This window comes from Enterobacter ludwigii, from assembly GCF_001750725.1.
GTDB lineage: Bacteria > Pseudomonadota > Gammaproteobacteria > Enterobacterales > Enterobacteriaceae > Enterobacter > Enterobacter ludwigii.
Genome location: NZ_CP017279.1, coordinates 418,883 through 444,014 on the forward strand (window position 1 = coordinate 418,883; position 25,132 = coordinate 444,014).

The 25,132-nt window shown below is 60.4% G+C and carries 22 protein-coding genes; 13 read left to right on the plus strand and 9 right to left on the minus strand.

The genetic code is table 11. From position 1 onward, the window contains the following. Positions 1-14 precede the first annotated feature (14 nt). The 3 genes from fes to entF are packed head-to-tail and all read left to right on the plus strand — an operon-like array spanning position 15 to position 5,291. A complete protein-coding gene (gene fes, locus BH714_RS01915; protein ID WP_040016892.1) occupies positions 15-1,214 on the plus strand; it encodes an enterochelin esterase in 1,200 nt (399 codons plus the stop codon). 10 nt (positions 1,215-1,224) lie between these two features. Next, positions 1,225-1,437 carry an MbtH family protein gene (locus BH714_RS01920; RefSeq protein ID WP_014169063.1) on the plus strand — a complete coding sequence of 71 codons (213 nt, stop codon included), beginning with the start codon at positions 1,225-1,227 and terminating at the stop codon, positions 1,435-1,437. Next, complete coding sequence (entF, locus tag BH714_RS01925; RefSeq protein WP_040016893.1) at positions 1,434-5,291, plus strand: enterobactin non-ribosomal peptide synthetase EntF; 3,858 nt, start codon at positions 1,434-1,436, stop codon at positions 5,289-5,291. Before BH714_RS01920 ends, entF begins: the two co-directional genes overlap by 4 nt. A 47-nt stretch (positions 5,292-5,338) precedes the next feature. Here entF and fepC read toward each other — a convergent pair whose 3' ends face one another. From fepC to fepD, 3 genes are read right to left on the minus strand one after another with little or no spacing between them, the layout of a single operon-like run. Further along, positions 5,339-6,139, minus strand: a complete 801-nt coding sequence (gene fepC / locus BH714_RS01930) for an iron-enterobactin ABC transporter ATP-binding protein (protein ID WP_014169065.1) — start codon at positions 6,137-6,139, stop codon at positions 5,339-5,341. After that, positions 6,136-7,125 (minus strand): iron-enterobactin ABC transporter permease, encoded by a 990-nt coding sequence (gene fepG, locus BH714_RS01935; protein ID WP_088202990.1) that lies wholly within the window; start codon positions 7,123-7,125, stop codon positions 6,136-6,138. The genes fepC and fepG overlap by 4 nt, the downstream gene beginning before the upstream one ends. Then, entirely contained in the window at positions 7,125-8,129 is a 1,005-nt protein-coding gene (gene fepD / locus BH714_RS01940; protein ID WP_040016895.1) for a Fe(3+)-siderophore ABC transporter permease, read from the minus strand. The genes fepG and fepD overlap by 1 nt, the downstream gene beginning before the upstream one ends. A gap of 108 nt (positions 8,130-8,237) precedes the next feature. Here fepD and entS point away from each other — a divergent pair, with 108 nt between their 5' ends. Further along, positions 8,238-9,485 (plus strand): enterobactin transporter EntS, encoded by a 1,248-nt coding sequence (gene entS, locus BH714_RS01945; RefSeq protein WP_040016896.1) that lies wholly within the window; start codon positions 8,238-8,240, stop codon positions 9,483-9,485. A gap of 44 nt (positions 9,486-9,529) precedes the next feature. On the opposite strand, the gene fepB is transcribed toward entS, so the two are convergent. Then, positions 9,530-10,489, minus strand: a complete 960-nt coding sequence (gene fepB / locus BH714_RS01950) for a Fe2+-enterobactin ABC transporter substrate-binding protein (RefSeq protein ID WP_025204698.1) — start codon at positions 10,487-10,489, stop codon at positions 9,530-9,532. Between the two features lie 187 nt (positions 10,490-10,676). Here fepB and entC point away from each other — a divergent pair, with 187 nt between their 5' ends. Genes entC through entH form a run of 5 tightly spaced genes read left to right on the plus strand, consistent with a single transcriptional unit; the run spans position 10,677 to position 15,506 of the window. Next, positions 10,677-11,852, plus strand: coding sequence for an isochorismate synthase EntC (gene entC / locus BH714_RS01955; protein WP_025204697.1), 1,176 nt, complete (start codon positions 10,677-10,679; stop codon positions 11,850-11,852). Between the two features lie 9 nt (positions 11,853-11,861). Further along, positions 11,862-13,472, plus strand: a complete 1,611-nt coding sequence (gene entE, locus BH714_RS01960; RefSeq protein WP_040016902.1) for a (2,3-dihydroxybenzoyl)adenylate synthase EntE — start codon at positions 11,862-11,864, stop codon at positions 13,470-13,472. A gap of 10 nt (positions 13,473-13,482) precedes the next feature. Then, positions 13,483-14,337, plus strand: a complete 855-nt coding sequence (locus BH714_RS01965) for an isochorismatase (RefSeq protein ID WP_040016903.1) — start codon at positions 13,483-13,485, stop codon at positions 14,335-14,337. Then, positions 14,337-15,092, plus strand: a complete 756-nt coding sequence (gene entA, locus BH714_RS01970) for a 2,3-dihydro-2,3-dihydroxybenzoate dehydrogenase EntA (RefSeq protein ID WP_020885024.1) — start codon at positions 14,337-14,339, stop codon at positions 15,090-15,092. Before BH714_RS01965 ends, entA begins: the two co-directional genes overlap by 1 nt. Next, a complete protein-coding gene (gene entH, locus BH714_RS01975) occupies positions 15,093-15,506 on the plus strand; it encodes a proofreading thioesterase EntH (protein ID WP_040016904.1) in 414 nt (137 codons plus the stop codon). Positions 15,507-15,553: 47 nt separating this feature from the next. Here entH and BH714_RS01980 read toward each other — a convergent pair whose 3' ends face one another. From BH714_RS01980 to BH714_RS01990, 3 genes are read right to left on the minus strand one after another with little or no spacing between them, the layout of a single operon-like run. Continuing rightward, positions 15,554-16,666, minus strand: coding sequence for a M20 family metallopeptidase (locus BH714_RS01980; RefSeq protein WP_040016905.1), 1,113 nt, complete (start codon positions 16,664-16,666; stop codon positions 15,554-15,556). A 13-nt stretch (positions 16,667-16,679) separates the two neighbouring features. Beyond that, complete coding sequence (locus BH714_RS01985; RefSeq protein WP_014169076.1) at positions 16,680-17,144, minus strand: YjiG family protein; 465 nt, start codon at positions 17,142-17,144, stop codon at positions 16,680-16,682. Then, positions 17,141-17,863, minus strand: a complete 723-nt coding sequence (locus BH714_RS01990) for a nucleoside recognition domain-containing protein (RefSeq protein ID WP_020885022.1) — start codon at positions 17,861-17,863, stop codon at positions 17,141-17,143. Before BH714_RS01990 ends, BH714_RS01985 begins: the two co-directional genes overlap by 4 nt. A gap of 281 nt (positions 17,864-18,144) precedes the next feature. On the opposite strand from BH714_RS01990, the gene cstA reads away from it, so the two are divergent. Beyond that, positions 18,145-20,250, plus strand: coding sequence for a pyruvate/proton symporter CstA (gene cstA, locus BH714_RS01995; protein ID WP_040016910.1), 2,106 nt, complete (start codon positions 18,145-18,147; stop codon positions 20,248-20,250). Between the two features lie 58 nt (positions 20,251-20,308). Beyond that, the gene (locus BH714_RS02000) at positions 20,309-20,506 is read left to right on the plus strand and encodes a YbdD/YjiX family protein (protein WP_014169079.1); all 198 of its coding nucleotides are present in this window, start codon (positions 20,309-20,311) and stop codon (positions 20,504-20,506) included. 53 nt (positions 20,507-20,559) lie between these two features. Here BH714_RS02000 and BH714_RS02005 read toward each other — a convergent pair whose 3' ends face one another. Both BH714_RS02005 and BH714_RS02010 read right to left on the minus strand, forming a co-directional pair. Beyond that, positions 20,560-21,303 carry an SDR family NAD(P)-dependent oxidoreductase gene (locus BH714_RS02005; RefSeq protein ID WP_032681438.1) on the minus strand — a complete coding sequence of 248 codons (744 nt, stop codon included), beginning with the start codon at positions 21,301-21,303 and terminating at the stop codon, positions 20,560-20,562. 57 nt (positions 21,304-21,360) lie between these two features. After that, positions 21,361-22,449 carry an oxidoreductase gene (locus BH714_RS02010; RefSeq protein ID WP_040016911.1) on the minus strand — a complete coding sequence of 363 codons (1,089 nt, stop codon included), beginning with the start codon at positions 22,447-22,449 and terminating at the stop codon, positions 21,361-21,363. 160 nt (positions 22,450-22,609) lie between these two features. Here BH714_RS02010 and BH714_RS02015 point away from each other — a divergent pair, with 160 nt between their 5' ends. Together BH714_RS02015 and BH714_RS02020 are read left to right on the plus strand one after the other, a co-directional pair. Continuing rightward, positions 22,610-24,112, plus strand: coding sequence for a sugar ABC transporter ATP-binding protein (locus tag BH714_RS02015; RefSeq protein WP_040016912.1), 1,503 nt, complete (start codon positions 22,610-22,612; stop codon positions 24,110-24,112). Continuing rightward, on the plus strand, positions 24,109-25,104 hold the full coding sequence (locus BH714_RS02020) for an ABC transporter permease (RefSeq protein WP_025204689.1): 996 nt from the start codon (positions 24,109-24,111) through the stop codon (positions 25,102-25,104). Before BH714_RS02015 ends, BH714_RS02020 begins: the two co-directional genes overlap by 4 nt. Positions 25,105-25,132: the final 28 nt, after the last annotated feature.

The window sequence follows — 25,132 nt, forward strand, 5'->3', positions numbered from 1 at the left end:
ATGAGGTTATACGGGTGACGGGGTTAAAAACGGGAAGTGAAGCCTGGTGGCAGTCGAAAAACGGACCCGAATGGACCCGCGAGAAGGGGCACTATCGCGTCACTTTCTGGTGGCGTGATCCGGCAGGAACGCAAAAAACCTCGCCGCTAAAACGCGTCTGGCTCTACATCACCGGCGTGACCGATCACCATCAAAATGCCCGTCCGCAATCCCTTGAGCGCATTCCTGATACTGACGTCTGGCAGTGGCAGGGCGCGTTCACCCCGCAATGGCGCGGCAGCTACTGTTTTATCCCCTCAGTAAACGACGATGATTTTGCCGACGCGGTCTTCCACGGCGAGCAACCCGATCGTTTGGCGCTGCGTGAAGGCTGGCGAAAGTTGCTCCCCGCGGCGATGGCCGATCCGTTAAATCCGCAAAGCTGGCGCGGCGGACGCGGGCATCCCGTCTCGGCGCTCGAAATGCCCGAGGCCCCGGTTCAGCCCGGCTGGAACACGCCCGCAACGCCCGGCAACGCGCCCGTCTGCTTTGAATGGGAAAGCGTGCGTCTGAATAACCGCCGCCGGGTGTGGGTTTTCACCACCGGTGAAGACAGCCCGGAGCGGCCGCTTGCCGTACTGCTCGACGGCCAGTTCTGGGCCGAAAGCATGCCCGTGTGGTCTCCGCTAACCGCGCTGACAAACGCGGGCAAATTGCCGCCTGCCGTCTACGTCTTAATCGATGTGATCGACATGGCGCATCGCAATCACGAGTTACCCTGCAACCCGGATTTCTGGCAGGCGGTGCAGGAGGAACTTCTCCCGCGGGTGAACAGCCGCACTCCGTTCAGCGACCGCGCCGACCGAACGGTAGTCGCGGGTCAAAGCTTTGGCGGCCTCTCTTCACTTTATGCCGGGCTTAACTGGCCCGAGCGCTTTGGCTGCGTATTAAGCCAGTCCGGCTCCTACTGGTGGCCGCACCGTGGCGGTCAGCAGGACGGGTTGCTCATCGAACAACTTAAAGCGGGCGACCTCACCGCGCGCGGGCTGCGTATCGTTCTTGAGGCCGGACGCAATGAGCCGCTCATCTTCCGCGCGAATCAGGCGATCTACGCCGAACTGCACCCGCAGCAACCGGTTATCTGGCGTCAGGTTGACGGCGGACACGACGCGCTTTGCTGGCGCGGTGGGCTGACGCAGGGGCTGATGACCCTCTGGCAGCCGCTTATTCACTAACGGAGTCTGTATGGAATTCAGCAACCCTTTCGATAATCCGCAGGGTCAGTTTGCGATTTTGCGTAACGACCAGGGACAGTACAGTCTGTGGCCGCAGCAGTGCCAGCTGCCGGCGGGCTGGCGCGTGGTCTGTGAAGCGCAGTCTCAGGAAGCCTGTCAGCAGTGGCTCGCCGACCACTGGCAAACCCTGCAACCGTCTTATTTTGCGGGAGAGAAAGCATGAACCGTCTTCCCCTTGTCGCCGCCCAGCCGGGTATCTGGATGGCGGAGCAGCTTTCCTCCCTGCCAAACGCCTGGAGCGTGGCGCACTACACCGAGCTGAAGGGCAATATTGACGCACCGCTGCTGGCAAAAGCCATTGTTGAAGGAATGCGGCAGGCCGACACCCTGCGCATGCGTTTTGTGCAAGAGAATGGCGAGGTGTGGCAGTGGGTGGATGACGCTATGTCACTGCCTGAACCGTCCGTGGTTTGCGCCGAATCCCATGACGCGGCGATGGCCTGGATGGCAGCGGATTTAAACCAGAACCTGCGTGTGGACAGCGGTCAGCCGCTGGCGTTCCATCAGCTGATTCAGGTAGGCGAAGGGCACTGGTACTGGTATCAGCGATATCATCATCTGGTGGTGGATGGCTTCAGTTTCCCGGCGATTACCCGCCAGATCGCCGCCATTTATCACGCATGGCAAAACGGCGAGCCCACGCCCGCGTCGCCGTTTACCCCTTTCGCCGAGGTGGTGGAGGAGTACCAGCGCTATCGCGACAGCGAAGCGTATCAGCGCGACGGGGCGTTCTGGGCGGAGCAGCGTAAGCAGCTTCCTTCCCCGGTCTCGCTGTCGTCGGCACCGCTGCCGGGCCGTGCGGCGACCACCGATATTCTGCGTCTGAAGGTGACGGCTGACCGCCGCGCCTTTACCCGGCTTGCTCAGGCGGCGGGGCCGGTTCAGCGTACCGATCTGGCGCTTGCGCTGGTGGCGCTGTGGATCGGGCGTCTGACCGGACGGCTGGACTACGCCGCCGGGTTTATCTTTATGCGCCGAATGGGGTCGGCGGCCTTAACGGCAACCGGTCCGGTACTGAACGTGCTGCCGCTGGCGGTGAACATCGCCCCGCACGAAAGCCTGCCTGCGCTGGCGCATCGTCTGGCACACCAGCTGAAAAAAATGCGTCGCCATCAGCGTTATGACGCCGAGCAGATCGTGCGCGACAGCGGACGTGCCGCGGGTGATGACGCGCTGTTTGGCCCGGTACTGAACGTCAAGGTGTTTGATTATCAGCTGGATATGGATGGCGTGGACGCCATCACCCATACGCTGGCCACTGGCCCGGTCAATGACCTTGAACTGGCGCTGTTCCCGGACGAGCAGGGCGGACTGAGTATTGAAATCCTTGCCAATAAGCAGCGCTACGATGAAGCGACGCTAACGCGCCACGTTGCACGCCTGAACGCCATGCTGATGCAGTTTGCTGCCAACCCGGATTTGCCCTGCGGCGAAGCAGAAACCGTTTCAGAGCAGGAATACCAGCAGCTGGCGCGTATCAATGATACCGGGCTGGCGCTACCGTCAACCACGCTGGCTCAGCTGGTGGCAGACCAGGCGGGCAAAACGCCGGATGCCCCCGCGCTTGCTGATGCGCACATCGAACTGAATTACCGCCAGATGCGCGAGCAGGTGGTGGCTCTTGCGACATTACTGCGGGAACGCGGCGTTAAGCCTGGCGACAGCGTGGCGGTAGCCCTGCCGCGCTCGGTGTTTCTTACCCTGGCGCTGCACGGCATCGTGGAGGCGGGCGCCGCGTGGTTGCCGCTGGATACCGGTTACCCGGACGATCGTCTGCGCATGATGCTGGAGGACGCGAAACCGTCCCTGCTGATCGCCTCTGACGATCAGCTTTCGCGCTTTAGCGATCTGCCGGTCCCTGTATTTAGTTACAACACACTATTACCCCCAGCGGGCAGTGAACCGCTGCGGCTGGCAAAGCCGGCGCACACGGCGTACATCATCTTTACCTCAGGCTCAACGGGACGGCCAAAAGGCGTGATGGTAGGGCATACCGCCATCGTTAACCGCCTGATGTGGATGCAGGATCACTATCCGCTGGACGCGCATGACGTGGTGGCGCAGAAGACGCCGTGCAGTTTTGACGTCTCGGTCTGGGAGTTCTGGTGGCCCTTTATCGCCGGCGCGAAGCTGGTGATGGCCGAGCCGGACGCGCACCGCGATCCGCAGGCGATGCAGAACTTCTTCTCGCATTATGGCGTGACCACGACACACTTTGTGCCGTCGATGCTGGCGGCGTTCGTTGCCTCGCTGACGCCGGGAAATGCCGACTGCTGTCAGACCCTGAAGCAGGTGTTCTGCAGCGGGGAAGCGCTGCCGACAGAACTGTGTCGGGAGTGGGAGCACCTTACTCATGTCCCGTTGCATAACCTTTATGGTCCAACGGAAGCGGCGGTGGACGTGAGCTGGTATCCGGCGTCGGGTCCGGAACTGGCGGCGGTAGCGGGCAACAGCGTGCCGATTGGCTTCCCGGTGTGGAATACGGGGCTGCGCATTCTGGATGCGATGATGCGGCCGGTGCCGTTCGGCGTGGCCGGTGATCTCTATCTTACCGGGATCCAGCTTGCGCAGGGGTATCTCGGTCGTCCGGACCTGACCGCCAGCCGCTTCATTGCCGATCCCTTTGCACCTGGCGAGCGGATGTACCGCACCGGGGACGTGGCGCGCTGGCTGGATAACGGCGCGGTGGAGTATCTGGGCCGCAGTGACGATCAGCTCAAAATTCGTGGTCAGCGTATCGAGCTCGGCGAAATCGATCGTGCGATGCTTTCGCTGCCTGACGTGGCGCAGGCCGTAGCGCACGCGTGCGTGTTTAATCAGGCGGCGGCAACCGGGGGCGATGCCCGACAGCTGGTAGGGTATGTCGTCTCCGGGTCCGGCTTGCCGCTGGACCGCGATGCGCTGCTGCACTCGCTTAAAGCGCAATTGCCGCCCCATATGGTGCCGGTGGTGCTGCTGCAAATCAGCGGGCTGCCGCTCTCTGCCAACGGAAAGCTTGACCGCAAGGCGCTTCCGTTGCCGGAATTGACCCGCAAGACGGCCGGGCGGGCGCCAGAAACAGACGCTGAAGTGGCCGTCGCGCAGGCATTTTCTGCCCTGCTCGGCTGTGAGGTGAACGACATCGATGCCGATTTCTTCGCCCTCGGCGGTCATTCCCTGCTGGCGATGCGCCTGGCCGCGCAGCTCAGCCGTACGTTTGCCCGCAGGGTCACGCCGGGGCAGATTATGGTGGCCTCGACGGTCAGCATGCTCAGCGCGCTGCTGGATTCATCGATGAATGACGAACAGGCACAGCGACTGGGCTACGAGACCCTTCTGCCGCTGCGTGAAAGCAACGGTCCGACGCTGTTCTGCTTCCATCCGGCATCCGGTTTTGCCTGGCAGTTTAGCGTGCTGGCGCGCTATCTCAGCCCGCGCTGGTCAATCACCGGCATTCAGTCGCCGCGTCCGGAAGGGCCGATGCAGCAGTGCGCTACGCTGGACGAGGTGATCGAACAGCATCTGCAGACGCTGCGCGCGCAACAGCCGCAGGGGCCGTATTATCTGTTCGGCTACTCGCTTGGCGGCACGCTGGCGCAGGGCATTGCGGCCCGTCTGCGCGAGCAGGGTGACGCGGTGGCGTTTCTCGGCTTGCTGGATACCTGGCCGCCGGAAACCCAGAACTGGGCAGAGAAAGAGGCCAATGGTCTCGATCCGGACGTACTGGCAGAAATCGAACGCGAGCGTCAGGCGTTTATCGCCGCGCAGCAGGGGCAAGGCTCTGGCGAGCTCTTTAACGCCATCGAAGGGAATTACGCCGATGCCGTCCGCCTTCTGACAACGGCGCACAGTTCACGGTTCGACGGTAAAGCGACGTTGTTTGTTGCCGGGCGCACGCAAACGCTGGATCCGCAGCAGGCCTGGGCGCCGTGGGTGGGGGAACTGGAGGTTTACAGCCAGGATTGCGCCCACGTGGATATCATTTCACCGCAGGCGTTTGAGACAATAGGACCGGTGCTGAAGGCGATATTGGGGTAGCGGTTTCCCCTCACTCTCACCCTCTCTTCCAGGAGAGGGTGCGGGCATCAGACTGCACGCTTGCCCAACGGCACCACCAGCGGCGTACCGGCCACGGGATCGTCGATAATCATGCAGCGCATGCCGTAGATCTGCGCGATCAGATCCGGCGTCACAATCTCTTTTGGCGCACCCTGCGCCACAATTTCGCCGTCGCGCAGCGCAATCAAATGCGTGGCATAGCGGCATGCCTGATTTAAATCGTGCAGTACGGCCGCCAGCGTATAGCCCTGCGTGCGGTTCAGCTCGCTCAACAACTCCAGCAGATCGATCTGATGGCTGATATCCAGCCACGTGGTAGGCTCGTCCAGCAGCATGATGGCGGTTTCCTGCGCCAGCACCATCGCAATCCACGCCCGCTGGCGCTGTCCGCCGGAGAGCGTATCCACGCTTTGCCGGGCCAGATCGGTAATGCCCGTCGCCTGCATCGCCCGCTTCACCGCCTCATCATCCTCTTTACGCCAGCGAGTAAACAGCGGCTGATGCGGATAGCGCCCGCGAGAGACCAGTTCCTGCACCGTGATATCCCCGGGCGTGGTGGCGTTTTGCGCCAGCAGGCCGATACGGCGCGCCACCTCTTTGCTGGCAAAGCGCTGGATCTGCTCGCCGTCGAGATACACGCAGCCCTCAACCGGCGTCATCAGGCGGCTGAGGGTGCGCAGCAGGGTCGATTTACCGCAGCCATTCGGGCCGATAATCGCCGTAAAATGGCCGTCCGGGATAGCCACCGTCAGGTCACGGGCAATGATTTTTTTGCCATAGCCGAGGGTTAAGTGTTCGCCGCGCAAGCGGGTTGTGCTGTTTGTCATTTCTTGCGTGACTCCTGAACTAACAAGACGATGAGGTAAATCCCGCCGAGGCTGACGGTCACGACGCCTACCGGAAGTTGATAAGGCATAAATAACCGCTGGGCGCAGAGGTCAGCGGCCAGCAGTAACGCTGCGCCACACAGCGCCGCCTGGGTTAATCCCCAGCGCGCTGTGCCGCTGATGCGCCGGGCAATGTGCGGTGCAACCAGCGCGATAAACGAGATCGGCCCGGCGATGGCGGTGGCGGCAGCGGTCAGTAACACCGCCACCAGCATCAGCATCAGGCGCGAGCGCTCAACGCCCACACCCAGCGCGCAGGCGCTGTCATCACCCATCTCCAGCAGGCGCATCCGGCGTACCAGCAACACCGCGCCAAGAAACATCACCAGGATCAGCGGGGCAGCGGGCCAGGTTTTGCCCCACGTCAGGCCATTGAGTGAACCGGCATACCACAGCCCGGCAGAGAGCGCGGTGTCGAGCGAAGCCTGCAGCAATACCCAGGTGTTGAAAGCCATTAACATGGCGCGAATGCCGATACCGATAATGATCAGGCGGAAGGTGTCGATACCGTTGCGCCAGGCCAGCGCCCAGATAATGAGCGCGGTGACTATCCCGCCGGTCATCGCGGTGAACGTGATGGCCGTCAGGTGCTGACCAAACAGCACCATCGCCACCAGCACGCCGCTCCAGGCGCCGGTGTTCAGCCCCATTACGTCCGGGCTGCCAAGCGGGTTGCGCATCAACGACTGAAAAATGGCACCGCTGACGCCGAGCGCCGCGCCCACCAGAATCGCCATCGCCACGCGCGGCAGTCGCCACTCGGTGACCACCAGGGTGACATTGCGCGGCGCACTGCCAAGCAGCGCGTTAAAAACCTGCGCGAAATCGAGCGTGACCGCGCCGCTGCGCAGGCTCCAGACCGCCAGCATCAGAATGACGACGGCCAGCAACGACACGCTGGTGACTAAACGTCGGGACGGGGCCATCATGCGCCACCTCCGCGTTTACGTCGCACGAGGAAGATCAGCACTGGTGCACCGATAAACGCGCTTACCACCGAGACGCGCAGTTCACCAGGCACCAGCAGGCGACCCACAACATCCGCGAACAGCAGCAGGGCAGGGGTAGCAAGCAGCGTGACCGGCAGCGACCAGCGGTGATCGGCACCCACCAGCCAGCGTGCCATGTGGGGCATCATCAGGCCGATAAAAGCAATGGGGCCGACTACCGCAGTTGCGCTGCCGCACAGTACGGTGATCGCGACAAGACCCGTTAGCTGCGTACGTGCCACGCGGTTGCCGAGCGCGGTTGCGGTGTCGCTCCCGAGGCTCAGGCTGTTGAGCGCACGGCTTAAACACAGCGCGACGGCGGCGGCAATGACGACCGGGATCACCACCACTTTTAAGGTTGCCAGGGTGCGGATATCCAGCGAACCGGCCTGCCAGAAGCGCAGCTGGTCGTAAACATCCGGGTTAAGCAGGGCGATGCCGTTGGATAACCCTTCCAGCACGGCGGCGAGCGCCACGCCCGCCAGCGTCAGGCGTACCGGACTCAGCTGTCCGCCACCCTGGCTACCGGTAAACGCCACCACCAGCGATGCCGCCAGCGCGCCGCAGAAGGCCATCACCAGTTGTTCAGACGGAGAGGTAAAACCGAAGAGCGCCGCGCCAAGCACAATCGCAAAGCTGGCGCCGCTGTTTACCCCAAGAATACCGGGGTCGGCCAGCGGGTTACGGGTGAGCGTTTGCATTAAGGCACCGGCAAGACCCAGCGCACCCCCGGCCAGCAGTCCGGCAAGGGTACGGGGAAGGCGGGCATCGAGCACGATGGTGCAGTCGGCGCTCTGACAGCTGCCAGTGAGCGCATCGACAATAACGGACGCGGGCAGCGGCTTCGCGCCGACCAGCAAACTGAGTGCAATCGCAAGGATTAACAGTAGCAATAACACGGGCACGGCAATGGCGCGCACTGCGGAAGAGGAAAACGACATAGCAACATCCATGATTTGATAATGATAGTGATTATCGTTATCTATCTTATTTGGCTATGTTAGCATGTGCGCCAATGGAATTGGTAGAAATACACTCAAGGCCTTGTCATGAATCAAAAATCCTGGCTGCTCAACCTCAGCCTGCTGAAGACGCACCCCGCATACCGCGCTGTCTTTATCGCCCGTTTTATCTCCATCCTCTCCCTCGGCCTGCTTGGCGTTGCCGTGCCGGTGCAGATCCAGTCCATGACCCACTCCAGCTGGCTGGTGGGGCTTTCGGTCACCTTAACCGGTGGGGCGATGTTTATCGGCCTGATGGTGGGCGGCGTGCTGGCGGACCGGTACGAGCGTAAAAAACTGATCCTGCTGGCACGCGGCACCTGCGGCGTAGGCTTTATCGGGCTGTGTCTGAACGCCATGCTGCCGGAGCCGTCACTGATTGCCATTTACGCCCTCGGTCTGTGGGACGGTTTTTTTGCGTCACTCGGCGTCACGGCGCTGCTGGCAGCCACGCCCGCGCTGGTCGGGCGCGAAAACCTGATGCAGGCGGGGGCAATCACCATGCTGACCGTGCGCCTCGGGTCGGTAATTTCACCGATGGTCGGTGGCCTGCTGCTGGCGACCGGCAACGTGGCGTGGAACTATGGGCTGGCGGCGGCGGGCACCTTTATCACTACGCTCACGCTCCTGCGTTTGCCGCGCCTGCCGCCTCCGCCACAGCCGCGCGAACATCCGCTGACATCACTGATGGCCGCGATCCGTTTTCTGTTCAGTAATCCGTTGATAGGTGGCGTTGCGCTGCTCGGCGGTCTGCTGACGATGGCCAGCGCCGTACGCGTGCTTTACCCGGCGCTGGCGGGCGTGTGGCAGATGAGCGCGTCGGAAATCGGCGTGCTGTACGCGGCTATTCCGCTCGGCGCGGCATGCGGCGCGCTCACCAGCGGTAACCTGGCGCAGAGTGCGCGTCCCGGGCTGATCATGCTGTTGGCTACCCTGGCGTCGTTTATTGCGATTGGTTTCTTCAGCCTGATGCCGGTATGGGCGCTGGGCGTAATGTGCCTGGTGATTTTTGGCTGGCTAAGCGCCATCAGTTCATTGTTGCAGTACACCCTGATTCAGATCCAGACGCCGGAAGGGATGCTGGGGCGTATCAACGGTCTGTGGACCGCACAGAACGTGACGGGCGATGCCATTGGCGCGGCTATCCTCGGCGGGCTGGGGGCGATAATGACCCCGGTGGCTTCAGCGAGCAGCAGCGGCTTTGTCCTGGCTATGCTGGGAGTGATATTGCTGGTGGTCCTGGTTGAGCTGCGTCGGTTCAGGCAGGAGGTTGTGTTGAACGACAGTGCGGCCTGACGCGTTCACACCGGCCCTCTCACCGAGAGGGCCGGGTTAGCCTCTTACCTGAACTGTGCGTCTAAACGCTGCAGTACCCGCATTGCACTGTAATAATCCAGGCGGAACGTCTCTGTTCCCAGTGCCCAGACGCGCTTGTTCTGCACGGCTGGAAGGTGCGCCAGCAGCGGATTGGCGTAAATCGCATCCACATCTTTCTGATCACCGGCAAACAGGAACAGCCCTTCGCCGTTCAGCCCGGTTGCCAGATTTTCCCCGCCTAACTGAATAATATCGTGACGCTGACCCTGGCTTTTTGAGGTGTGCAATCCGGCAGGCAGTTCAGCCAGCGTAAAGCCCAGCTGCTGTAATAACTGGCCCTGAGCGGATTCCGTCGTCCACAGGTTTGCCGAGTGTGCGGCGGCGGTGTAGACGATGGCGTTCACCGGCTGCGGCGGTAATGTCATCTGCTGTTTCACCTGGGCAAGCTGCTTATCAAACGCGGCGATGCGCTCGGCGGCCTGTTTTTCCTGACCCGTGATTGTGCCGAGCTGTTTTAGCAGCGCCTGCCAGCTTTTGTCGTCGTAGTTAATAACAAGCGTCGGCGCGATAGCTGAAAGCTGATCATACAACGCCAGCGCCGAATCCCCGCCGGTGGCGCTGATCAAAATCAGGTCCGGCATCTGGGCGGCCACCGCTTCGGCGCTCGGCTCGCCAATGTACAGACGCGCAAGCTGACGCTGTTTTGCAATATCGCCCCACTGGCGCAGGAATCCCTGCGCATCCGCCACGCGGTTGTTGGGCGTGGTGGCGCCGCTGGCAATAACCGGCGCGTCAATCGCCAGCAGGGAGCCGGTCAGGGTCACGCTGGTGGAGACGATGCGCGTCGGTTTGTGCTCAAGCGTATGCACGCCGCGGCTGTCTGTCACCTGACGCGGCCAGTCGGCGGCAAGCGCTGAGGTAAGTCCTAAAACAAAAAGTCCAATGAAAAGCAGGGGATTACGGCAGACGGCAAGACATTTCACAACGTGGCATCCTGTTTCTGTTGAAGTTAATGCTTCTCATTTTCATGTTTGCGACGACGGGATGCAAGCGTTACCCGAAGAAGATGTTTGCTCTGCGGTTGACAGCGACGCGATGTGAGATTAGGTTAGCGAGCGTAAATATAAATGATAATCATTATTACTGCCTTTATCATTTTAGGAGGATGAAATGGATACGTCCCTGGCTGAGGAAGTTCAGCACACCGCCAGCACGCTGCAATCAGACAGCTTTTTCTTTATGTCGCCTTACCGCAGTTTTACCACGTCCGGCTGTTTTTCCCGCTTCTCTGAATCCGCCGTCGGGGGTGACGATCCGGCAGGACAGTTTCAGCAGAAATTAGCCCACGCTTTTCGCAACGCAAAAGCCAGCGGCATTGCCCATCCTGTGATGGTGGGTGCCATTCCGTTTGATACCCGCAAGCCGTCGTCTCTGTTTATACCGCAACGCTGGCAGACCTTTTCTCGCCCGGCGCGTCAGCAGTCCGCCCGCTATGTTGCTGGCTCACAGGCGCTGAAGGTGGAAAAACGCACCGAGATCCCGCCGCAGCCGGTATTTGAAGAGATGGTCGCCCGCGCGGCTGCCCTCACCGCCACGCCGCAGGTGAACAAAGTGGTGCTGTCGCGCCTGATTGATATCGTCACCGACAAACCGATTGATAGCGGTGCGCTCATGGAGCGGCTGATCGCCCAGAACCCGGCAAGCTACAACTTCCACGTACCGCTGGAAGACGGTGGCGTGCTGCTCGGCGCAAGCCCGGAACTGCTGCTGCGTAAAGAAGGGGCGCATTTTAGCTCTCTGCCGCTGGCAGGCTCCGCGCGTCGTCAGCCGGATGACGTGCTGGATCGCGAGGCGGGCAACAAGCTGCTGGCGTCCGAAAAAGATCGTCACGAGCATGACCTGGTGACCCAGGCGATGAAAGCCATTCTCAAACCGCGCAGCCATCACCTCAGCATGCCGTCCTCCCCACAGTTGATCACCACCCCCACGCTCTGGCATCTGGCCACGCCGGTGGAAGGTGAGGCGCGTGAAAACGAAAACGCGCTGACGCTGGCCTGCCTGCTGCACCCGACGCCAGCCCTGAGCGGTTTCCCGCATCAGGCTGCTAAGGCGTTGATCGCCGGGCTGGAGCCGTTCGATCGCGAGCTATTCGGCGGCATCGTCGGCTGGTGTGACAGTGAAGGCAATGGCGAATGGGTGGTCACCATCCGCTGCGCACGTCTGCAGCAGAATACCGTTCGCCTGTTTGCCGGCGCGGGCATTGTCCCGGCCTCTTCACCCGTGGGCGAGTGGCGTGAAACCGGCGTAAAACTCTCCACCATGCTCAATGTTTTCGGTTTGCACTAAGGAACACTCATGACCCTTCCCTTTACCCGTTGGCCCGAGGATTTTGCCCGGCGCTACCGTGAAAAAGGCTACTGGCAGGATCTGCCGCTGACCCACATCCTGACGGATCAGGCGAATAACGATGCGGTGGCGATCGTCGACGGTGACAGTCGCATAACGTATCGCGAGTTTAACCAGGCCGTGAATAACCTGGCATCGCGGCTGCAGGCGTTGGGGCTTCATCGCGGTGAAACGGCGCTGGTGCAGCTTGGCAACGTGTGCGAGTTTTACATGACCTTTTTCGCCTTGCTGCAGGTGGGCGTGGCGCCGGTCAATGCGCTCTTTAGCCATCAGCGCTCGGAGCTGAACGCCTACGCCGCGCAGATCAAACCAGCACTGCTGATAGCCGATCGCGAGCACGCCCTGTTTGCAGGGGATGACTTCCTCAATACTTTTGTCGATGAGCACCGTTCGGTGCGCGTCGTGCTGCTGCGCGGCGACAAAGGTGAACATGCGCTGGACGCGGCGATTGCGCATCCGGCAGAAAATTTCATTCCGAACCCGACCCCTGCCGACGAAGTGGCGTTCTTCCAGCTCTCGGGCGGGAGCACCGGCACGCCGAAGCTGATCCCGCGTACGCATAACGACTATGACTACAGCATCCGTCGCAGCAATGCGATCTGCGGGATTACCGCGGACACGCGTTATCTGAATGCGCTGCCAGCGGCCCATAACTACGCCATGAGCTCACCCGGCTCGTTAGGCGTCTTTACGGCGGGGGGCTGCGTGGTACTGGCAAACGATCCGAGCGCCACGATCTGCTTCCCGCTGATAGAAAAACATCAGATCACGGTTACCTCGCTGGTGCCCCCGGCGGTCAGCCTGTGGCTGCAGGCGATTGCCGACGGTGCAGGGAATGCTCCGCTCTCATCGCTGACGCTGCTGCAGGTCGGTGGGGCACGCCTGTCCGCGTCGCTCGCGGCGCGTATTCCGGCAGAAATTGGCTGCCAGCTGCAGCAGGTGTTTGGTATGGCGGAAGGGCTGGTGAACTACACCGCGCTCGATGATACGCCGGAACGCATTATCAATACGCAGGGGCGCCCGATGTGCCCGGATGACGAAGTGTGGGTGGCGGACGAGCACGGTAATCCGCTCCCGCGCGGTGAAGTCGGGCGTCTGATGACCCGCGGGCCGTATACCTTCCGCGGCTATTTCAACAGTCCGGAGCACAACGCCAGCGCCTTTGATGCGGACGGCTTTTACTGCTCCGGCGATCTGATCGCCATTGACGAACAGGGCTACATCACGGTTCAGGGACGGGAGAAAGATCAGATCAACCGCGGCGGCGAAAAGATTGCCGCAGAAGAGATTGAAAACTTGCTGCTGCGCCACGACGCGGTGATCCACGCGGCCCTGGTGAGCATGGAGGACAGCCTGCTGGGTGAAAAGAGCTGCGCGTATCTGGTGGTGAAAGAGCCACTGCGTGCGGTGGAGGTGCGCCGCTTCCTGCGTGAGCAGGGCGTTGCAGAATTTAAACTGCCGGACCGCGTGGAGAGCGTTGATGCGCTTCCGTTAACGCCCGTCGGCAAAGTCGATAAGAAACAGTTGCGCCTGTGGCTAGCTGAACGCGCCCGGGGCTAAGGAACAGAGTATGGCCATTCCACAATTAACCGCTTATGCGCTGCCGACGGCCGCAGACCTGCCAGACAACAAAGTGAACTGGGCGTTTGAGCCAGAACGTGCCGCGCTGTTGATCCATGATATGCAGGAGTATTTCCTGAACTTCTGGGGCGAAAACAGCCCGATGATGGCCCAGGTGGTCGCGAATATCGCCAGACTTCGCGATTACTGCAAGCAACACAATATTCCGGTTTACTACACCGCGCAGCCGAAAGCGCAGAGCGATGAAGACCGCGCCCTGCTGAACGATATGTGGGGACCGGGGCTGACCCGCTCACCAGAGCAGCAGCGCATTGTGTCTCAGCTGACGCCGGATGAAGCCGATACGGTACTGGTGAAGTGGCGCTACAGCGCGTTCCACCGCTCGCCGCTGGAGTTGATGCTGAAAGAGACGGGGCGCAACCAGCTGCTGATCACCGGGGTTTACGCCCATATTGGCTGCATGACGACCGCTACAGACGCTTTTATGCGGGATATCAAACCGTTCTTTATCGCCGATGCGCTGGCCGATTTTACCCTCGATGAGCACTTGATGTCCCTGAACTACGTCGCAGGGCGCGCCGGCCGGGTGGTCATGACGGACGACCTGCTGCCGTCCATTCCGGCCACGAAAGCGGCGCTGCGTGACATCATCCTGCCGCTGCTGGATGAATCAGATGAGCCGATGGATGACGAAAACCTGATCGACTACGGCCTGGACTCGGTGCGCATGATGGCGCTGGCCGCCCGCTGGCGCAAAGTGCACGGCGATATCGACTTCGTGATGCTGGCGAAAAATCCCACCCTCGACGCCTGGTGGGCGCTGCTCTCCCGCGAGGTGAAGTGATGGCGGGGTTCGATTTTACCGGCAAAACCGTCTGGGTAACGGGCGCGGGTAAGGGCATCGGTTACGCGACGGCGCGGGCGTTTGTTGAAGCGGGCGCGCAGGTCACCGGATTCGACCTGGCCTTCCCGCAGGAAGCGTATCCCTTTGCCACCGAAACGCTGGATATCGCGGATGCCGCACAGGTCCGCGAGGTATGCGGGCGTGCGCTGGCAAGGCTTGAGCGTCTGGACGTGCTGGTGAACGCGGCGGGAATACTGCGTATGGGCGCGACCGACCAGATTGCGCAGGAGGACTGGCAGCAGACCTTTGCGGTTAATGTCGGCGGGGCATTTAACCTGTTCCAGCAGACGATGGGCCAGTTCCGTCGCCAGCAAAGCGGGGCGATTGTCACCGTGGCGTCTGACGCGGCCCACACGCCGCGTATCGGCATGAGCGCCTACGGTGCGTCGAAAGCGGCGCTAAAAAGCCTGGCGCTGACCGTCGGGCTTGAGCTGGCGGGCAGTGGCGTGCGCTGTAATCTGGTGTCACCCGGGTCAACGGACACCGATATGCAGCGCACCCTGTGGAAAAGCGACGATGCTGAGCAGCAGCGTATTCGCGGCTTTGGCGAGCAGTTCAAGCTCGGTATTCCGCTGGGCAAAATCGCCCGTCCGCAGGAGATTGCCAGCACGGTGCTGTTCCTCGCCTCCGATGCTGCCAGCCATATCACGTTGCAGGATATCGTGGTGGACGGCGGCTCCACGCTGGGGGCGTAGATGATCTGGAAACGTCACTTATCGCGTGAAGAAATGAACGCCACCAGTCTGAACTCCATGGTGGCGCATCTGGGCATCGTCTATACCCGCATCGGTGACGATACGCTTGAGGCCGAAATGCCCGTGGATGCGCGTACCCATCAGCCGTTCGGTCTGTTGCACGGCGGGGCGTCGGCGGCGCTGGCGGAAACGCTGGGGTCGATAGCCGGGTTTCTGATGACCCGCGACGGACAAAGCGTGGTGGGAACGGAGCTGAACGCAACGCACCATCGCGCGGTATCGCATGGGAAGGTGCGCGGAGTGTGTCAGCCCTTGCATCTTGGGCGAACCAGCCAGAGCTGGGAGATTGTGGTGTTCGACGAGCAGGGACGGCGGTGCTGTACCTGCCGGTTGAGTACCCAAATTTTGGGCTAGCGTTGCACGGTCAACATCCCTCTCCCCGCTGGGGAGAGGGGGAAGGCTTACAGCATCGAAATCACCCGCTTCAACAAGCGTATTCTCGGCGCAATCGACGCTTTATCCAGCCACTCCGCCGGGCTGTGGAACCCGGCACCGATTGGCCCCAGCCCGTCCAGGGTCGGAATGCCCAGCGCGGCGGTGTGGTTGGCATCACTGCCACCACCGACCGCCTGCCAGGTAATGGCTATTCCTTCCACCTGACCTGCCGCTTCAACCTGCTGCATCAGCGCCTGCGTGGCTTTACTCGCTGCCATCGCCGGTTTGTGGTTCACGCGCGTCAGCGAGGTCGTGACGCCCTCTAAAAAGCCTTTTTCACACAATGCCTCCAGCGCCTGGTTCACCCGGCTGTACTCATCGTTTTCCCAGAAACGCACGTCCAGCTCGGCAACGGCTTTATCGGCCACCACGTTTGCCGCGCTGCCGCCGTGGATCACGCCGACGTTGAGCGTGGTGCCACGTTCCTGGTCGGTCAGGGCATTAATGGCAATAATGCTGTTTGCCAGGGCGGTTATCGCCGAGCGGCCTTTCTCCGGTTCGTTACCCGCGTGTGCCGCCACGCCGCTGAACGTCAGGTGATAGCCCGCCATCCCTTTGCGAGCCTTCACCAGCGAACCGTCGGCGCGCGCGGCTTCGCATACCAGCACGCAGCGGGCGCGTTTTGCCAGTTCGCCAATCCATTCGTGTGAATAGACGGAGCCGGTCTCCTCGTCGGGATTCATGGCGATCGCAATGGCCAGACGATCGTGGTCGGCTGCGTCCAGCTCACGCATCGCCCACAAGATATTCAGCAGGCCGCTCTTCATATCCGATACGCCAGGGCCATAAAGACGGGTGGCGTCCTCGCTCAGCGGACGCTCGGCGACGGTGCCGGGGGCAAATACCGTATCAAGATGGCCGACCAGCAGAACGTCGAACTGTGCCGCCTGTGGCTTATTACTGACGAATACGCCCGGGCCAACCTTGTCGCCCAGATTGACCCGTTCGGTGTGCCAGCCTTCGCGCTGCCAGAGCGTTTCAATAATGCCAGCCACGGTTTCGACGCCTGCGACAGTGCGGGTGCCGCAGTCTACGTTCACCAGGGTTTTCAGCTCTTCAATATAATGGTCAAGGTTCATAATAACGTCCTGTTCAGAGAATAATGCGCATCAGCAGCATGGCTAAGAAGGCGTTGATGACCGAAATGGCAATCATCAGCGGAATACGTTTGGCGCGGGTGCCGATCACACCCAGAATGCGGCCGAGATACTGCACCTGTGAGCCCATCAGATAGATAGCAGGTGCCAGAATCGCCAGGTGCTCGCCGGTAATAATGCCTTTATCAAACAGGCCGATCGCCACGCCGATCCCACCGCCCATCGACATCCAGCCGCCAATCAGCACGGCAGCCGCTTCACCCGGCAGGCCAAACAGGCCCATCAGCGGGGAGAAGATCATCCCCAGCCCTTTCAGTGCCCCGGTAATTTCCAGCGCCTTGATGATGATAAAAGCCATGACCACGTTGGGCAGGGTGCTGCCGGTGGCAATACTCCAGCCCTTGCGTGCGCCTTCGACAAACACATCGGTAATCACGGGATGAGATTGTGGGGCACTCATACGGTCTCTCCTTGTGTCGGTTGTTGCTCAGGGGCATCTTTGCCGATGACGGTCAGGATCAGGCGCAGCAGATTCGCACCGACAATCTTCATGATGAACATCACGGCGATGCAGGCACCAATGGAGGTCGGCACCGCGGCCGTCCCGTCAACGGCGACCAGGGTAAAGAGGATGGCACCAGAGGAGAAAAAGTTGGTGATCATCGCCCCGGCGGAGAACTGGAACATGGCGAAAACGTCTTTCTCTTTTTCGCTAATCTGCCCTTCATCGGACAGGTTGCGGGTGAGGGATGCACCCACATCGGTGCTCTGCAGGCTGCCAATCAGCGCCAGCCCGGTGGTGCCGGGAATGCCCAGCAGCGGGCGCAGCAGTGGCGTTAACAGCTTACGTGCCGCACGCAGCGCACCATAGTGCTCCAGCACGTTGATCATCCCGAGGGCAAACATCACGGCTGGAATTAAACCGAGCGCAAAGAGAAACCCGTCCATTGCGCCACTGCCGCCGGTACCGCGAAAGGCGCTGGTGGCGGTGGTCAGGGTGCCGTCTTCAAGGCTGGCCTTGCTGACCACCTTGCCAAACGCACCGTTGAGAGTGGTGAAATCAAACACGCCGTACCACTCTTTTCCGCCCAGCAGGCCAGAGAAGAAAACGGCTGCGAATGCCAGCGCAACGTACGCGCCGGGCCCGACCTTGAGATCCTGAGGTACTGAACTGTTCATATCCTTTTCCTTGTATGCACGCGATTGCGCAGGGTCATTCTGGCGAGGTTTTGAGCAAAAAAAATGATACAAATCATTTCGTAAGGCGGTGTCGGGACGAAAAAGGCAAAAGTGTGACCCGTGGCGGCAGGGGTGTTTCAGCGGAAGGTGATCGGCTTAACAATGTGGTGTAAATGTCTGGTTTGACCACGCATTATTGCGTTTCAAAGTTGTTAAATTTTGAGCGTTGTTCTAGAAACAAAATGTAACATCTCACTGTTTCACAACAACGGACAACAACTATGAACAACTCAGGGAAATACCTTACGTGGGCAGGGCTCTCCGTTGTGGGAGCATTTGCCCTGGGCTATATCGCCCTCAACCGGGGGGAACAGATCAACGCGCTGTGGATCGTTGTCGCCTCGGTCTGTATTTATCTGATCGCGTACCGTTTTTATGGCCGCTATATCGCGAAGACGGTGTTAGGGGTCGACGGCACGCGCATGACGCCTGCGGTTCGTCATAACGACGGTCTGGACTATGTGCCTACCGACAAGAAAGTGCTGTTCGGTCACCATTTTGCGGCGATTGCCGGCGCGGGCCCGCTGGTGGGGCCAGTCCTGGCGGCGCAGATGGGTTACCTGCCGGGGATGATCTGGATCCTCGCGGGCGTCGTGCTGGCCGGTGCGGTGCAGGACTTTATGGTGCTGTTCGTCTCCACCCGCCGCGACGGACGTTCGCTCGGAGAGCTGGTGAAAGAGGAGATGGGAGCCACGGCCGGGGTGATCGCCCTGATCGCGACCTTTATGATCATGGTGATCATCCTCGCGGTGCTGGCGATGATCGTGGTGAAAGCGCTGACCCACAGTCCGTGGGGAACCTATACCGTGGCCTTTACCATTCCGCTGGCGCTGTTTATGGGGATCTACATTCGCTACCTGCGTCCGGGACGCATTGGTGAAGTGTCGGTCATCGGCCTGGTCTTTCTGGTGTTTGCCATTATCTCCGGCGGCTGGGTGGCTGAGAGCCCGACGTGGGCGCCGTTCTTCGATTTCACCGGCGTGCAGCTGACGTGGATGCTGGTAGGGTACGGATTTGTGGCGGCGGTGCTGCCGGTGTGGTTGCTGCTGGCCCCGCGCGATTACCTCTCCACCTTTCTGAAAATTGGCACGATTGTGGGGCTGGCAATCGGCATTTTGATTATGCGCCCGACGCTGACCATGCCTGCGCTGACCAAATTTATTGATGGCACCGGCCCGGTCTGGACCGGCAACCTGTTCCCGTTCCTGTTTATCACCATCGCCTGTGGCGCGGTGTCTGGCTTCCACGCGCTGATTGCCTCCGGTACCACGCCGAAAATGCTCGCCAATGAGAATCAGGCCTGCCTGATTGGCTACGGCGGCATGCTGATGGAATCGTTCGTGGCGATAATGGCGCTGGTCTCGGCCTGTATTATCGACCCGGGCGTTTACTTCGCGATGAACAGCCCAATGGCGCTGCTGGCACCGGCCGGCACCGTTGACGTGGTGGCCTCTGCCGCGCAGGTGGTGAGCGGCTGGGGCTTTGCCATTACCCCAGACACGTTGACCCATATCGCCAGTGAAGTGGGCGAGCAGTCTATTATTTCCCGAGCGGGGGGCGCGCCAACGCTGGCGGTGGGTATGGCGTATATTCTGCACGGCGCGCTGGGCGGGCTGATGGACGTGTCGTTCTGGTATCACTTCGCCATTCTGTTTGAAGCGCTGTTTATTCTGACGGCGGTGGATGCAGGAACGCGTGCGGCACGCTTTATGCTGCAGGATCTGCTGGGGGTGATCTCACCGAACCTGAAACGTACCGATTCATTACCGGCGAACCTGCTGGCAACGGCGCTGTGCGTACTGGCGTGGGGATATTTCCTCCATCAGGGCGTCGTCGATCCGCTGGGAGGGATTAACACCCTGTGGCCGCTGTTTGGTATTGCCAACCAGATGCTGGCGGGCATGGCGCTGATGCTCTGTGCGGTAGTGTTGTTCAAGATGAAGCGTCAGCGTTATGCGTGGGTGGCGTTACTGCCAACCGCATGGCTGCTGATTTGTACCCTGACGGCAGGCTGGCAGAAAGCCTTCAGCCCGGACAACAAGGTGGGCTTCCTGGCTATCGCCAACAAGTTCCAGGCGATGATCGACAGCGGTAAGATCCCGGTGCAATATACGGAATCACAGCTGTCGCAGCTGGTGTTTAACAACCGTCTGGACGCCGGGCTGACCATCTTCTTTATGGTGGTGGTTGTGGTGCTGGCGTTGTATTCTCTGAAGACTGCACTGGCGGCGCTGAAAGAAGACAAGCCGACGGCAAAAGAGACACCGTATGAGCCAATGCCTGAGAACCTGGAAGAGATTGTGACCCAGGCGAAAGGGGCGCATTAATCGCTCAACCTCACCCTCTCCCCGCCGGGGAGAGGGGATAAAAGACGAGATATCCACTATGTTCGACACCCTCTCCAAAGCAGGAAAATACCTGGGCCAGGCCGCCAAAATGATGATCGGCGTTCCGGATTACGACAACTACGTCGAGCATATGCGCGTCAACCACCCTGACCAGACGCCAATGACCTATGAAGCTTTCTTCCGCGACCGCCAGGACGCCCGTTACGGCGGCAAGGGCGGCGCGAAGTGCTGTTAACCCTCTTTCGGTAAACAAAGGCTAATCTGCTTTTGTTTACATTCAACATGCGATCAGGCGTTTAACCCGCCATCGACATCCAGTCCCGTGCCGGATATTTGTCCGGCGGCAGGACTGGCCAGGAAGGTGACCGCGGCGGCGATGTCTTCCGGCTGGCCGTAATGTCCCACCGCAATCATCTGGCGCTGAGATTCAGCCTGTTCTCCATCCTCCGGGTTCATATCGCTGTTTGTCGGGCCAGGATGCACAAGGTTCACGGTAATGCCGCGCGGGCCGAGATCGCGAGCCAGACCCCGGGTAAGGGAGTTGAGTGCAGATTTGGTCATCGAATAGACGGCAATACCGGGCATCGCCACACGGTTTGCCAGACAACTGCCGATGTTGATAATGCGCCCGCCGTCAGACATATGCACCAGCGCTTCCTGAATGGCAATCACCACGCCCCGGATATTGACGTTAATCAGGGCGTCAATATCCGCCAGCGTCATGGACTCCAGCGGACCGCCGCGTGCGATCCCAGCGTTATTGACCAGAATATCCAGCCCGCCCAGGGAGCGTGCCGCATGGGTAACCGCATCCTGAATGGCCTGTGCGCTGGCGCTGTCAGCCTGAATCGCCTCGCTGTGGCGCCCAAGCGCCTTTATCTCTTCGGCGACCGCCTGGGCTTTGTCGGCGGATTTTTCATACGTAATAACCACATCGGCACCGGCGCGTGCCAGTGAAAGTGCGATGGCACGACCCAACCCACGGCTGGCGCCGGTAACCAGCGCCTTCTTACCTGTTAAATCGATCTGCATGATGACCTCGTTGCGAGAGTGATGAGAATCATCATTAGGTATAGTCGGTCGGAACGATTAACGGCTGAAGGATTCCACTTTCTCAAACGCAGCGCGCAGAACCGCAGGGGTGAGTGCGACCGGCAAATAGTGGATAGATTCCACCGGGCGCAGCGTATGGGCAATGACCTTGTCCAGCTCGTCGCGGTTGTTGATATCCACCTCCAGTTCGCGAAGCGTGGTGGGCAGGGTAAAGCGCTGATAGGCCGCCACCAGCTCGGCCAGCACGTCATCCTGGCCGAGCAGCGCACTTTGCACCAGGATGCCGTAGGCCACTTTGGTACCGTGCAGGTATTTTTCCGTTTGCGGCAAAACGGTTAAACCGTTGTGCACCGCATGCGCGGCCGCCACGCGGGTAAAGCGCTCGCCCAGACCGCCCACCATTCCGCCCCCGGCAATAATGGCATCCACAACATCCCTGAACGCCTGCGTCGCTTCGCCACGCTGCTGGTCGGCCAGCGCCTCTTCGCTACGGGAAAGCAGCACGTCACGGATCGCCAGCGCGCCGTTGATCCCCAGGCGTACGGTCAAAGGCAGGTGTTCGGGTTGTGGGGCCAGGACCACCGCTTCATACCACTTCGCCAGCGTATCGCCGATGCCTGCCAGCAGGTACTCCGCTGGGGCATTGAGGATAATGTGCGGTTCCACCAGCACCAGGAAGTTAGCATCGTCGAACACCTCAAACTGCAGCGCCTGACCGGCATCGTTATACCAGACGGAGAGCGGCGTCCAGGCGGCGCAGGTGGCGGCGATGGTGGGAATAGCCACCACCGGCACGCCGAGACGGCGCGCCACCGCTTTGGCGGTATCAAGCAGTGCGCCACCGCCGACACCAATCACCACGCTGGCGTTATTGCCAGACGCCGTCACCAGATCGGTGACGTCACGTTCGCTGCAGTGCCCTTTAAAGCGCAGATGTTTTGCCCCCGGCGCGTGAAAGCTTTCCGGCAGGAAAGGGCGCGCGCCTTCAATGGCGCGTTCGCCATAAATCCACACTGCGCGGGAGAGCTGTTCCGGCGTAAAGAAATCATTCAGGTGCGCAAGGCTTCCCGGATGCGAGAAATAGTTCGCCGGGCCCGGCACGACGCGGATATCGGTGTTGCTCATGTGTTGTCCTTTTTTTAGCAAGCGCTAACCCGATGTTATGTCTGGACATCCGGATGGCTAATAATATTTCGCTTTATCTTATGCCTTTTCCGTCGTTGTCAGTCAACCGTAGCTGTGAAAAATTCGATAAATCACAATATGAAAGAAGGATTTAACGCGGATGGTTTCCAGTCGCCTTGAGATGCGCGGTATCAGCCTGGCCTTTTCCGGCTTTCAGGCGTTGTCGCGCGTGGATTTGACGTTAATGGGCGGCTCCGTGCATGCGCTGACCGGCGCAAACGGCGCGGGGAAATCGACGCTGATGGCGGTGCTGTGCGGTACTTACGATCGCTACGAAGGTGAGATCTGCATTAATAACCAGCCGGTGACGATCCGCGAGCCGCTTGATGCCAAACGGCTGGGTATCCACCTGGTGCAGCAGGAAGTGGACGTCGCGCTGATACCAGGGCTGAGCATTGCCGAAAACATCATGCTCGATCAGCTCGCACAGCCGGGGCATCGCTATCGCTGGCGCGCAATCCGCCAGCAGGCGAAACAGGCGCTGGCGCAGCTGGGTATCGCTCTGGATGTGCGACGCATCGTCGACACCTGCACGCTGGCAGAAAAGCAGCAGATTTTGCTGGCGCGGGCGCTCTCACACCACTGCCGTTTTCTGATTCTGGATGAACCGACCGCGCCGCTGGATAGCCATGAAAGCGAACGGCTTTTCGCCGTAGTGAGACGTCTGCAAAAGCAGGGGATTGGCGTGGTGTTTATCTCTCACCGTATTCACGAACTGAACGCTATTTGCGACACCTTAACCGTGCTGCGGGACGGCAAGCTGATTGAATCCGGCCCGATGGCGAACCTCAGTGGTGACGAAATCGTTGAGAAGATGCTTGGCCATGAGCTTAACGATATCTATCCGCCGGCCCGTCCTGCGCACAGTGACGAGACATTACTGCGCGTGGAAGGGCTGCACGATGACGCGCTGTTGAAAGATATCTCCCTGCACCTGCGAAAAGGCGAAATTCTGGGCATTGCCGGGCTGGCGGGAGCGGGCAAAACGGAACTCTGCAAGGCGCTGTTTGGGGCCAGCAAAAGCCGTGTAGCGCGCGGTGAGCTAAATCATCAGCCCTGGCAGCCGCGCGATCCGGCGGATTCGGTATTGCGCGGTCTGGCGCTGGTACCGGAGGAGCGGCGCAAAGAGGGCATTTTTATTGATGAACCGGTGAGCATGAACCTGGCGGTCACCGCGGATAACAGCTTCTCGCGCTGGAGCCTGTTCGGCCACCGTCAGGCGTGGCGCTGGGCGGAAGAGGTGATTGCCCGCGTCGGCGTGCGTGCGCGTGGGCCGGGGCAGGTGCTGCGTCGTCTGTCGGGGGGCAACCAGCAGAAGATTGCCATCGGCAAGTGGCTGCGCAACGACGCCAGCGTGTTGATTTTCGATGAGCCGACCAAAGGCGTCGATGTCAAAGCGAAAACCGATCTGTTCCAGTTAATTGACGGCCTGGCGCGCGAGGGCAAAGGGGTGATTTACGCCTCCGGTGAATTCGCTGAACTGGTGGGGCTGTGCGATCGCATTTGCGTGCTGTGGGACGGACGTATCGTGGCGGAAATCGCCGGGGCCGAGGCCCACGAAGAGACACTACTTTATTATTCAACCGGAGGAACGGCGTCGTGAGCAAGGCCCTTTCAGTAACGGCGGCGGCGTCTGGCCGTCAGCAAATTTTTGATTTTCTCTACAAGTGGGGCATGTTGCTGACCGTGGTGGCGCTGGTGGCCATCTTTGGCCTGGCGTCGGACAACTTCCTCGATCCGAACAACATTATCAATATCCTGCGCTCCATTGCCATCGTGACGGTGATTGCTATCGGGGTGTCAATTTCGCTGACCATCGGCGGGTTTGATCTGTCGGTTGGTTCAACGGCATCGCTGGCTAACGCGCTGGTGGTGTCACTGTTCGTCTGGTACGGCTTCGGCACCACCGAATCGATATTGATTACCCTGGCGCTTTGTACCCTGGTTGGCCTGTTTAACGCGTTTCTGATTGTCATCCTGCGGATCCCGGACATGCTTGCCACGCTTGCCAGCCTGTTTGTTATCCAGGGCGTGGCGATGACCTATAGCTACGGCGGGTCAATTACCGAAAACATGGTGCTGCCGAGCGGCGACATGGCTGAAGGGACCATTCCGGCGGCGTTCAGCCTGCTGGGACAGGTGCCGACTATCGTGATCATCATGCTGGTGGTGACGATCCTCGCACAGCTGGGGCTGTCACTGACCACCCACGGACGACGCATGTATGCCATCGGCGGTAATCCGGAGGCGGCACGTCTCTCCGGTATTCGCACCACGCGCTACAAGGTGGCGGCCTACGTGATTGCCTCTCTGCTCGCCGGATTAGGCGGCATTTTACTGGCCTCGCGGATTGGCTCGTCACAGGTGAATGCGGGCGGCGGCTATCTGATGGATGCGGTTGCGGCGGCGTGGATTGGCTTCTCGCTTGCCGGGTCCGGAAAACCGAACGCGCTGGGTACGCTCGTCGGGGCAGTCATTCTTGGCGTGCTGTCGAACGGTCTGGTGATGCTTTCCGTACCCTATTACGCGATGGACATTATAAAAGGGCTGGTGCTCGCCGTGGCGCTGGCGATTACCTACATACAAAAACGCTAACGATTGATCACAACACAACGGGAAAACA

Excerpts from the sequence above, each read along its gene's own strand:
- BH714_RS01965 (WP_040016903.1), top strand. The coding sequence starts at position 13,483 with ATGGCCATTCCACAATTAACCGCTTATGCGCTGCCGACGGCCGCAGAC.
- BH714_RS01990 (WP_020885022.1), bottom strand. The coding sequence starts at position 17,863 with ATGAACAGTTCAGTACCTCAGGATCTCAAGGTCGGGCCCGGCGCGTAC.
- fepG (WP_088202990.1), bottom strand. The coding sequence starts at position 7,125 with ATGGCCCCGTCCCGACGTTTAGTCACCAGCGTGTCGTTGCTGGCCGTC.
- entH (WP_040016904.1), top strand. The coding sequence starts at position 15,093 with ATGATCTGGAAACGTCACTTATCGCGTGAAGAAATGAACGCCACCAGT.
- entC (WP_025204697.1), top strand. The coding sequence starts at position 10,677 with ATGGATACGTCCCTGGCTGAGGAAGTTCAGCACACCGCCAGCACGCTG.
- fepC (WP_014169065.1), bottom strand. The coding sequence starts at position 6,139 with ATGACAAACAGCACAACCCGCTTGCGCGGCGAACACTTAACCCTCGGC.
- cstA (WP_040016910.1), top strand. The coding sequence starts at position 18,145 with ATGAACAACTCAGGGAAATACCTTACGTGGGCAGGGCTCTCCGTTGTG.
- entF (WP_040016893.1), top strand. The coding sequence starts at position 1,434 with ATGAACCGTCTTCCCCTTGTCGCCGCCCAGCCGGGTATCTGGATGGCG.
- BH714_RS01985 (WP_014169076.1), bottom strand. The coding sequence starts at position 17,144 with ATGAGTGCCCCACAATCTCATCCCGTGATTACCGATGTGTTTGTCGAA.
- fepD (WP_040016895.1), bottom strand. The coding sequence starts at position 8,129 with ATGTCGTTTTCCTCTTCCGCAGTGCGCGCCATTGCCGTGCCCGTGTTA.
- entA (WP_020885024.1), top strand. The coding sequence starts at position 14,337 with ATGGCGGGGTTCGATTTTACCGGCAAAACCGTCTGGGTAACGGGCGCG.
- BH714_RS02015 (WP_040016912.1), top strand. The coding sequence starts at position 22,610 with ATGGTTTCCAGTCGCCTTGAGATGCGCGGTATCAGCCTGGCCTTTTCC.
- BH714_RS02005 (WP_032681438.1), bottom strand. The coding sequence starts at position 21,303 with ATGCAGATCGATTTAACAGGTAAGAAGGCGCTGGTTACCGGCGCCAGC.
- BH714_RS02000 (WP_014169079.1), top strand. The coding sequence starts at position 20,309 with ATGTTCGACACCCTCTCCAAAGCAGGAAAATACCTGGGCCAGGCCGCC.
- BH714_RS01980 (WP_040016905.1), bottom strand. The coding sequence starts at position 16,666 with ATGAACCTTGACCATTATATTGAAGAGCTGAAAACCCTGGTGAACGTA.
- BH714_RS02010 (WP_040016911.1), bottom strand. The coding sequence starts at position 22,449 with ATGAGCAACACCGATATCCGCGTCGTGCCGGGCCCGGCGAACTATTTC.
- entS (WP_040016896.1), top strand. The coding sequence starts at position 8,238 with ATGAATCAAAAATCCTGGCTGCTCAACCTCAGCCTGCTGAAGACGCAC.
- entE (WP_040016902.1), top strand. The coding sequence starts at position 11,862 with ATGACCCTTCCCTTTACCCGTTGGCCCGAGGATTTTGCCCGGCGCTAC.
- BH714_RS01920 (WP_014169063.1), top strand. The coding sequence starts at position 1,225 with ATGGAATTCAGCAACCCTTTCGATAATCCGCAGGGTCAGTTTGCGATT.